Genomic DNA, 10,267 nt, shown 5'->3' with positions numbered 1-10,267 from the left:
TTAGCCTGAGTAGCGAACTGGGCTTTGTGCAACAATACATTGATCTGCAACAAGCACAGCTGGACGATGGGCTACAAATTATTCTAGACATAACCCCTGAATACCTAGCCTATGAAATCGTACCCGTAACGCTTCAAAACCTGTTTGAGAATGCTATCAAGCATAATACCACCGACGAGGACAGCCCGCTTCGAATTCGGGTGTTTGTCCAGGATCGGTATGTATGGGTGGAAAATAACCGTCAAAAAAAGCCGCTGGTCAAAACCTCAAACAAACAGGGGCTGGATAGTCTCAAAAAACTCTATGCCTACCTAAGTGACCGGCCGCTGCTGATTGAGGAGACCGACACGACGTTCATTGTGAAAGTGCCTTTGCTTTGAGCTGATCAATTTCTGGCAATGACTTTGAGCTATCTGCTTAACTCCTATCCTATACGGTTCATAAATTCTCGGCCGTTCACTGACGTATTACTTAAAAGGAGATAACACCTTCCAGAATTATACTCCAGATTACTTCAGCAGGCATCGCCAGCGCCTGTGCGGCATAAATGGTGCAGGTCCTATACCCCATGTGAACAGCCGCCAAACTGGCTTGGTCACAGGTAATGACAAAGTCGCCGTTACGCTGACGGAGTATGGTAAACGGAATATGTTTATCAGCTCGGACCTCCACCCACTTATGGCCAACCACAGAAGAGCCATTCCGGTCAGGCTGATAAGTACCGGACGCTTCATACCAATGGGATGCAATGTCTTTCATATTGATTGGGATAAACGACTATCCGTACCGTTTTACTTGGGTAAGCCTTGCCCCTGAAAAAGTAGTGGACACGATTCTACTGTTAAGGAATAGGCAAGCAGCGTTTAATTTTTCGTGTTTCACTACGTCTAAATAACCTGTCAGGGCTGTTTTCTACAGCATTTGCTTGTCAACCGTAAAGTCAAAAACGGCTCCGACGCAACCACCGAAACCATTTTCAACACCTAAAATGCTTGTACTTGTCTGACTATACAAGATCAACCGGAGATGATCGAACGTATCTCCATATACGCATCAGGGATTCACGACAAGATTTACCATTTCGTACGCATACAGGACCGTTTTGGGCAGCACACCGCTTTGGCCATTGTATTCTATTTTTTTCGTCACAAAGCCGTCCGTGTCCAGCGAGTACACATAAACCAAATCACTGGGGAGCGTGACGAAGGTCGTTCCCGGAGCCGGCTTATACGATACATGTTTGGGAAGGTGCTTGCTGGACTTGCCAAAAATGCGCAGGTAGGTATCGTGCGCAGTCATCCTGGGGACCGTTATGTTCAACGGATAGGCATCGTGTAGCAACGGGGCACCCGCTGGCTGATCATACGCAAATGTGATGTCAATGCCCTCTGAAACACCCGTAGAAAGCCTCGCTCTCTCCATATCGCCGTCAGCGTTATAGTTGTAGGTGATTCCGCCAACACAACTGTTTTGATTCATACAAGACCATAACTGGCCTTTATCCGTATATGTATATATCCAGTGGACATCACTATAACTCCCGGCTTCGACGGATTCCGTACAGCGACCGCTGGCGTCAAGAGTAAACGTTTCATCATGCAGAACGATCTTTCCCTGATGGGTAAACGCCCGAATCTGGCCAGGAGTGTAGGTGTAGTCGGTCTGAACAGGCATACTGCCCCGAACGGGAGTCGTCACCGACAGCAGTTGACCATTGGCCGCGTAGGTCAGCTTAGCCTCCCCATATTGGGTAAGCTTGTGCACTTGGGGAATGCTTACGTCAATACTATTCTGCGGGGCAGCTGTACGGGCACTAGCGGTTGAGTTTGGGGTGAGGAAACTGTCTTTCTCGCAGGCAATCAGGCCGATCGACAGGACGACACACGTCAGTAGGGTACTGGGTTTAACAAAGGTTTTCATCGGTATTTTGTTGTTTTGATTGACTATGAAGCTACCCACTATGGGTGCCTTGTTGTTTATTGTGGAGCAAAGGTGCGCCTAACGGAGGTAGGTCATCAACTGTTTTAACGCCACTGGTTCTGTTTGCCAATTAACTAGTGGACAATTCAAGCTGAAGTGTTTTAGGGCGTCAGGTGCCAGACAAGTAATTGTCCCGCTGCTCCACATATCCTCAAAAATTGGTGGCCCTATTACTGGCCAGATGGGCCTCAGTTTCTAGCGGCAATGTACGGCCAACCACTACCAGGCAGGCTAAAACAATTTAGCCTCGATTGCCTACCCGTTAAGCGCTCAATAGAGCCAATAAGCCTTCTATTTTTGATTGACCAGCCTGACCAGGCCAACCTTTGTATCGTTCAACCACACCAGGTGATTGGACAGCATTCACAAATCTATTTTAAACAACAACTACCATGAATTCTTTTTTAAAAATTACGACCAGTGCCCTGAGTTTCGCTTTTTGTATCGGCTTGTCGTCCTGTGAAAAAGACGCCTTACTAACACCGCCGGCCCCAACTCCCAAGTCGGCTGACATAGCCCCTGAGACCGCCCCGCAGACAATCACCCCAACGATACCCAAAAAATATACGCTGGTTAAACAGGGCGAGTATATGCTAACCTATAAGCCTGATGGAAGGCTGGCAAGTGTGCGGAAGGGTGCAAAAAGAACCACATTCGAGTATAAGGTGAATCCTACTAGAATAATCGCTTATAGCTCGCTAATTTCGTATAATGGGGGAGTTGAAAGTGGAGGAGTTACGCTTAAAATCACTACTCTTTACCTGAATAATGACAATATGGCCCTCCGGAGTGAGGTGATTACACACGATCTTACCACAGGCCAGTTTTCTACGCCCCAGAAATTTGGGTATGTCTATGAGAATAAGCGCCTGGTCAAATGCTATAATGTGGAAGATCCCAATGCAGAAACTACCGTATTTGGTTACGACACGAATGGGGACTTATCTTCGGTGAAGGTAGAAACAAATGGAAGGCTGGTTTATTCGGATCAGTATACCTATGGAAACCGAGGTATTCCGCAGGCGGATCTTTATCCGCTTAATCCTACGTTCTCGTTTTTTGGCCAAGATAACTCCGATGGGACGGCATTGATGTTTTTGCCAGTATTCGGGAAGTTCAACAAACACCTGGTCCAGACGATCACCCGCACCCAGACCGGCCCTGCCAAGGTCTTGTTTAACTACGGATACAAGTACAATCTCAACGCGGATGGATACGTAACGGATCGCGAACGCTGGAACCAGACCACTAATCAGAAAATCGAAACGGAAACGAGCGACTATAAGGTAGAGTCGGTTCCCACCAAGCTATAGGAAACGCTGTATTAGACGTTGTAGGGTTGGTCAATATTCGTACGAGTGTTGACCAACCCTACAGTAGGTGCATTATTCGGACGAGACATCATGAAATCGTGCATTTAAAAGAAGCGATTATTGTACTAATTTAGATGTTAACTAATTGTTATTAAACAACTTACATGAGGCATTTTCAACGGTAAAAAATCGTTCACGAAAACGTCCGATGTCTTACACTGAAATAGGTCGTCGATTTTTGGTGAAAATCTGACAAGCTATTTCAGTGTAAGACACCCTGTTATTTTCCGTTTTTGACTACGTATTCAGGGAATCGCACGAACTGGGTGAACGAATTGACATTGCGAATCCAGTTACGCACTACGATTTAGTACAGGTTCTGAAAAGTGGTAACCCTGTCAATCTCCGCAAAGCCATATACACCCATCTGGCCCCGCACTACAAAAGTATTATCGAACTAAAACGATAGCCGTATTGGTTATAGTAGTCGTTCCAAGGACTGCAATATCCTGAACATGAGCAAGTTCTAGCAGAAGCATTATCGACAGATAAGTTCATGAACAAAGTCATCAGTATTAGTCTGGGCTTAGTGATCGTTGGTACGGCCACCTTAACCGTCTTACCCGTCTGGCTTAGTAAGTCGGTTGATTACAATGCGGACGTGAAGCCGATTTTGAACAAGCACTGTATGAGCTGCCACGGCGGGGTTAAAAAAGCCGGGAATGTCAGCTTTCTGTTTGAACACGAGCTCACGAAACCAGGCAAATCAGGAAAAACCCCCATCGTGCGTGGTGACGCTGAGGCCAGTGAAATGATCCGCCGTATCCTGTCGAACGACCCGGAGGAAAAAATGCCGAAACATGCTCCGCCCCTGAGCCCGCAGGAAGTAAGGATTCTGAAACATTGGATTAATGAGGGAGCAACCTGGGAAACCCACTGGGCGTATAAACGAATTGAAAAGCCAGATGTACCTCCTTTACGTACAGTCAGCAACCTGTTCGGTCTCCTGCCAAACAGTGCGCAACGGTGGGCAAAAAATGAAATCGATCCCTTCATCCTCCAGAAACTAAAGGAAAATGGGCTTTCCTTTTCCCAGGAAGCCTCTAAAGCTACCCTGATTCGGCGCGTTAGTTTGGATTTAACGGGCCTACCTCCTACCGAGAAGCAGGTACGCGATTTTGATCGCGATACGTCCACACGGGCTTATGAGACGCTGGTAGACCGGCTGTTGCAATCGCCCGCTTATGGCGAACGATGGGCGGCTATGTGGATGGACCTGGCCCGCTATGCAGATACGAAAGGGTACGAGAGCGACGGCGGCCGAACCATGTGGCCCTACCGGGACTACGTCATCAAATCCTTCAATCAGGATAAGCCGTTCGACCAATTTACGATTGAGCAGTTAGCGGGCGATCTACTGGGCAAGAAAAAAGACGGGTTTCCTCTGGAAGAGAACCTGATTGCTACGGGTTTCCACCGTAACACTATGACCAACAACGAGGGCGGTACGAGTGATGAGGAGTTTCGGGTGGCCGCGCAAATCGACCGGGTAAACACCACCTGGGAAGTCTGGCAGGGCACTACATTTGGCTGCATTCAGTGCCACAGCCATCCGTATGATCCCATTCCGCATGAGGACTACTATAAATACATGGCGTTCTTTAACAATTCCCGGGATGAGGACGTCTGGGATGAATGGCCTAAGCTTCGCTTCTACAAAGGAGATGACTCGGCCCGGGTTGCGCGTATCAAGGAGTGGATTAAACAATACGATCCGGCGCAACTGAATGAGAAAACCCAGTTCATGCGCGTTCTGGAGCCGAAAATTAATGCCCACACGTTTGTACAGGGCGATGCCTCAACCTCACTGCTAATTTCTTACTACGGAATTAAGGATAAGGGCAACGCACATGTTCCGCAGGTAAACCTCACCGATGCCGGGAGCGTCGTATTACGCTCGACAACAAAGGCCAAAAACGCCGTTCTGACACTGCACCTCGACCAAGTAAACGGCCCCATTGTGACAACACTCGCCGTACCGACCCGCGATACGGTGTTGATCGCGCCCATTTTACCAGCTGTAGGAAAACATGACGTGTATCTTTCGCTGAAGAGTACTACGTCCCCACAGGAATGGGTCAGGATTGACTGGGTATCGTTTCAGAAAAACTTGCCCGGCTCAGACCAGCCGGGCTACCCCGCTATATTAGCCGATTACAGCACCTCACTGACCCGATCACCCGAAAGCATGCCCGTCATTTGGGAGGGACAGGGCGATTTTGCCCGCAAAACGCAGGTATTCATTCGGGGTAACTGGATGGTGAAAGGCGCTGAGGTACAGCCCGATGTTCCTAAACTTCTTGCCCCTATGCCGCCCCATTTTCCAAAGAACCGACTGGGACTAGCCAAGTGGCTGGTTAGCCGGGATAACCCACTTACCGGTCGCGTGATCGTCAACCGGTTCTGGGAGCAGCTTTTCGGGCGGGGCATTGTTGAAACGGTAGAAGATTTTGGTTCGCAGGGGGCGGAACCGTCTCACCAGGCCTTGCTCGACTGGCTGGCGGTGCAGTTTATGGAACAGGATCACTGGCAGGTGAAGAAACTGCTCAAACGAATTGTGCTGTCGGCTACCTACCGGCAACGCTCGGAAACAAATCAGGAAGCGATCCGGAAAGATCCGTATAACCGATGGCTGTCGCATGGACCGCGGGTGCGGCTGAGCGCCGAGCAGGTACGGGATCAGGCGCTGGCCTGCAGCGGACTTCTCTCCCGTAAACTATACGGGCCCAGCGTAATGCCCCCGCAACCGGATAAAATCTGGCAATCTCCCTATAACGGAGAGAGTTGGATCGTCAGTCAGGGCGAAGATCGCTACCGACGCGGTATCTATACGTACTGGAAACGTACCGCACCCTACCCGTCCATGACTACGTTCGATGCCCCCAGCCGGGAATTCTGTCAGTCAAGACGGATCGCTACCAATACGCCTTTACAAGCATTAGTTACGCTGAATGATCCAGTTTATCTGGAAGCCGCTCAAACGCTGGCAGCTACGATGCAACAGCGTGGAAAAACGCCAGCTCAACAGCTACGGGCAGGCTACCAACTGCTAACCTTCCAGCCCATCGAAAGTCGGAAATTAACGGTGCTTCTTGGCATTTATCGAGACGCGTTGTCAACGTTTAAAACTACTCCTTCCGATGTGGACAGTTTGCTGCTTTACAGCAAGCAAAAATCTCCGGAACTGGCTGCCCTGACAATTTCGGCCAATGTTCTATTGAATCTTGACAAGGTAGTTACCAAAGAATGATTGCTCAACGCCCGAGACCCCATCGTAGAATGAATGTATTATGGACAAGCTACTGAACGAACTACGGCACGCCGACCTGCAGCGTCAAACCCGGCGCCATTTCCTGCAATCCGCTGGTTTCGGGTTGGGTATGCTGGGTCTGGGCTCCCTGCTGGACGCGTGCGGACCGTCACGGGAGAAACCAGCGGCCGCGCTTCCAGTAGCAACGGAAAAAGTAGCGCAGTTCATTCCTAAAGCCAAGCGGGTCATTTACATCCATATGGCCGGAGCGCCTTCTCAGCTGGAATTGTTCGACTACAAACCCGAGCTGCTCAAATACCACGGTAAAGATTGTCCGGCCGCTTTTCTGGAAGGAAAAAAGTTTGCCTTTATTCAGGGCGTACCGAAGATGCTGGGCCCTCAGGGTACTTTCAAACAATATGGTCAATCCGGCGCCTGGCTCTCCGACTACCTGCCTTATCTGCAAACCGTGGCCGACGAGATTACTTTCCTGAAAGCCATGCACACAGATCAGTTCAACCACGCGCCGGCTCAGCTCTTACTGCACACTGGAAGTGCCCGGCTCGGCCGCCCAAGTTTAGGAGCCTGGGCGGTGTACGGACTCGGCTCCGAAAATCAAAACTTACCTGGCTTTATTGTACTGGCGTCGGGTGGTCGTCAGCCCGACGCGGGAAAAAGTGTTTACGGCAGTGGGTTTTTGCCGTCGGTTTACCAAGGGGTGCAGTGCCGCACAGGTGGTGATCCGGTGCTATACGTAACGGATCCCCACGGTATGAACCGAAACCTGCGCAAAAAGACCATTGATGCCATCAATAACCTTAATCGGCAGACATACGAAGAAGTACAGGACCCGGAGATTCTAACCCGGATTAGCCAGTATGAGATGGCCTTTCGGATGCAGATGTCGGTGCCGGAGGTGATGGACGTATCGAAAGAGCCGCCCTTTATTCTGGACATGTACGGCGTAAAACCCGGCGAGGGGAGTTTTGCCATGAACTGTTTATTAGCCCGTAAACTAGTGGAAAATAATGTTCGGTTCGTGCAACTTTTCGACTGGGGCTGGGATGGTCATGGTACGTCATCGGCGGATAATGTCGAGGGCGGATTGCGGCATAAATGCGCACTGTCCGATAAACCCGTGGCGGCCTTATTACAGGACCTGAAAATGCGGGGTCTACTGGAAGAAACCTTGGTGGTATGGGGCGCAGAATTCGGTAGAACCCCCATGCAGGAAAACCGCAATGGGGTAGTTATGCCCTATATGGGCCGGGATCATCACTTGGAAGCCTTCACGATGTGGATGGCTGGCGGTGGCACTAAGAGAGGTTATACCCACGGACAAACCGATGAACTGGGCTATTACGGCGTAAACGACCGCGTCCATGTTCACGACTTGCAGGCGACTATTCTACACCTCATGGGCTTCGACCATGAGAAATTTACGTACCCGTTCCAGGGTCGGAACTTCCGCTTAACCGATACTGCGGGCAAGGTTATTACTAATGTAGTAGCTTAATTGACAATGGTCAGCACAATTTAGGATGGGTCATTAAAAAATCGAACAGATAAACGTCCGTATCTTTTCAGGACGAGACATCAAGATATTGATATGTGATCTTTTTAATTAATCACATATGAAATGACTATTCAGTAGAAACCACTGATCACAGATTTAGATACCGCTAACTAAGTAGATGCCCAACTTAGGAAAAAGCTTATTTTGTTGGTACTACAGTGGCTAAATGTGTTCGGTAATCAGGTTTACAACAGGTTAAGCGCTGGCCTAAGCTTTCTTCTTTTCCGCGACAATCTCACTCAGCGAGTTCACCAGCTTGTCCAGATCCGCCAGCGTCGTGTACACGTGGGGCGTTACCCGAACACAGCTAATGTTTTCCCAGACCGTAGGCGAGGTATTAATCTTATATTTGGCCATGAGTTTCCCCTCTACTTCGCCCGGCGTCATGCCGTCGATACTTACTCCGCAAATACCGCAGGAGAACTGAGGTTTCAACGAGGTCGATAAGCGAACACCGGGTAGTTTGAGGGCTTTTTCAGCCCAGTAATTTTTTAAAAACCGCACCCGCTCTTCTTTACGTTTACTGCCAATGGCGTTGTGAAAATTGATGGCTTCCCCAATGCCCTGCTCAATGGCAAAACTGCGGGTACCCAGGGTTTCAAATTTACGGATGTCGCTGCTTTTCGGTTGGCTATTACAGAGCAGTGGCCAGATGTTAGCGATCTTTTCCTTCTTGATCCATAACATGCCTGTACCGACCGGGGCGGAGAGGAACTTGTGTAAGCTGGTACCGAAATAATCGCAGCCCAGTTCGGGGATTTTGAAGTCCAGTAAGCCAAACGAATGCGCCCCATCGACCAGTACTTCGATGCCACGTTTGTGGGCCATCTGACAAATTTTCTGTACCGGCATAATTTGGCCGACCCAATTGATGACGTGCGTTACGTGAAGGAGTTTTGTTTTGGGCGTGATGGCGTTTTCGTACTCGCGAACAATCAGCTCGTCGTCTTCAATCGGAAATTTGAAATTCAGTTGCTTATATACAATGCCTTCCCGCTGCGCCCGTTGTCGCCAAGCCTGAATGATATTCGGGTAATCTTGCAGGGTCCCGATCACTTCGTCACCCTTCGCCAGATCGAGTCCGTAGATGACCGTATTTAGTGCTTCGGTAGCGTTGCGGTTGATGGCAACCTCGTCGGGCAACGTACCAGCCAGTAAAGCCAGTTTTTCGCGCACAGGCTCACGTCCCTGATCCAACAGTCGCCACATGTAGTAGGACGGTCCCTGATTGATCATTTGGTTATAGCGTTCAACAGCCTGCTGCACTACGAGTGGCGAGGGAGAAACGCCCCCATTATTGAGAATAATAATGCTGGAGGACGATGCCGTATAGCCCTGCTGAATGGTGTGCCAATAATCTTCGTCAGCGGCAACTTCCAGCGGACTAAGGTGCTGTACACGCTGGTTAGCAGCGGCCAGGTCGGCCCCATGCGTAGTTTCCAGAAGACTATTGACGGATAACGCACTCCCGGCAACGGCCAGCTTTTTAACGAAATTTCGACGATTATGCGCCATACTTACCTTCATGTTTAGTCGGTCAATAAAATATCACACCAGTACTTAATAGCCTGTGTCTCTCCACCAAAAGTACAGGCGCAGGCGTTACGTTATAGATGCCGTTAACACCAACCAATATGTGATCTACGCCAAAATCAGTTTGTAATACGTATCATCCAGAAAAACTTAGTTTTGCTTGCTCAACTGTACCAATCGATTCCAGAGCTCTTATTCGTTCGGCGTAACCGTTACTTCCCGTATTTTTATGGCTTTACGTTCCTGATCTGGCTCATTTTTATAGCGGAAGTCCGAATAAATTACCAAAAATCTGTCGGGACCAGTGGCCAGTATACCCGTATACCCGCACGACACCAGATACTGTAATTCCATACGCGTACTCTCATAGGGCAACATCTCAAAACCGTCCGTCCAATCCTGGCTCCCACCTGTTTTGGTGAACCGCAATTGAACGCCCGGTCGACCCGAGGCTAAGACCGTGACCCCATTGGCTAGCCGTAACAAGCGCGGTAACGCACCTGCGGGGGCGATGGCTAGCGGCTTTGTCCAGCTCCGGCCCTGATCGTACGACCG

Annotated in this window: 7 protein-coding genes and 1 pseudogene; 4 read left to right on the top strand and 4 right to left on the bottom strand. The window is 49.5% G+C overall.

What is annotated here, in order from left to right:
* Positions 1 to 380, top strand: a pseudogene (locus ACOJS8_RS12835) (histidine kinase); the annotation flags it as partial.
* A 91-nt stretch (positions 381 to 471) separates the two neighbouring features.
* Here ACOJS8_RS12835 and ACOJS8_RS12830 read toward each other — a convergent pair.
* On the bottom strand, positions 472 to 759 hold the full coding sequence (locus tag ACOJS8_RS12830; RefSeq protein ID WP_420148937.1) for a hypothetical protein: 288 nt from the start codon (positions 757 to 759) through the stop codon (positions 472 to 474).
* Positions 760 to 1,053: 294 nt separating this feature from the next.
* Positions 1,054 to 1,920 (bottom strand): hypothetical protein, encoded by an 867-nt coding sequence (locus tag ACOJS8_RS12825; protein ID WP_420148936.1) that lies wholly within the window; start codon positions 1,918 to 1,920, stop codon positions 1,054 to 1,056.
* Positions 1,921 to 2,372: 452 nt separating this feature from the next.
* On the opposite strand from ACOJS8_RS12825, the gene ACOJS8_RS12820 reads away from it, so the two are divergent.
* The 3 genes from ACOJS8_RS12820 (at position 2,373) to ACOJS8_RS12810 (ending at position 8,119) form a co-directional block, all read left to right on the top strand.
* Positions 2,373 to 3,293: a hypothetical protein gene (locus ACOJS8_RS12820; protein WP_420148935.1), complete on the top strand. Its 921-nt coding sequence runs from the start codon at positions 2,373 to 2,375 to the stop codon at positions 3,291 to 3,293.
* 556 nt (positions 3,294 to 3,849) lie between these two features.
* On the top strand, positions 3,850 to 6,603 hold the full coding sequence (locus tag ACOJS8_RS12815; RefSeq protein WP_420148934.1) for a DUF1553 domain-containing protein: 2,754 nt from the start codon (positions 3,850 to 3,852) through the stop codon (positions 6,601 to 6,603).
* A 40-nt stretch (positions 6,604 to 6,643) separates the two neighbouring features.
* A complete protein-coding gene (locus tag ACOJS8_RS12810) occupies positions 6,644 to 8,119 on the top strand; it encodes a DUF1501 domain-containing protein (protein ID WP_420148933.1) in 1,476 nt (491 codons plus the stop codon).
* 267 nt (positions 8,120 to 8,386) lie between these two features.
* Here ACOJS8_RS12810 and ACOJS8_RS12805 read toward each other — a convergent pair whose 3' ends face one another.
* A complete protein-coding gene (locus tag ACOJS8_RS12805; protein WP_420148932.1) occupies positions 8,387 to 9,706 on the bottom strand; it encodes an aminotransferase class V-fold PLP-dependent enzyme in 1,320 nt (439 codons plus the stop codon).
* Between the two features lie 198 nt (positions 9,707 to 9,904).
* The coding region (locus ACOJS8_RS12800) for a hypothetical protein (protein WP_420148931.1) at positions 9,905 to 10,267 on the bottom strand (363 nt) is incomplete at its 5' end.

This window comes from Spirosoma sp., assembly GCF_048594605.1.
Classification (GTDB): Bacteria; Bacteroidota; Bacteroidia; order Cytophagales; family Spirosomataceae; genus Spirosoma.
This window is presented reverse-complemented; position numbering and strand designations above follow the sequence as displayed.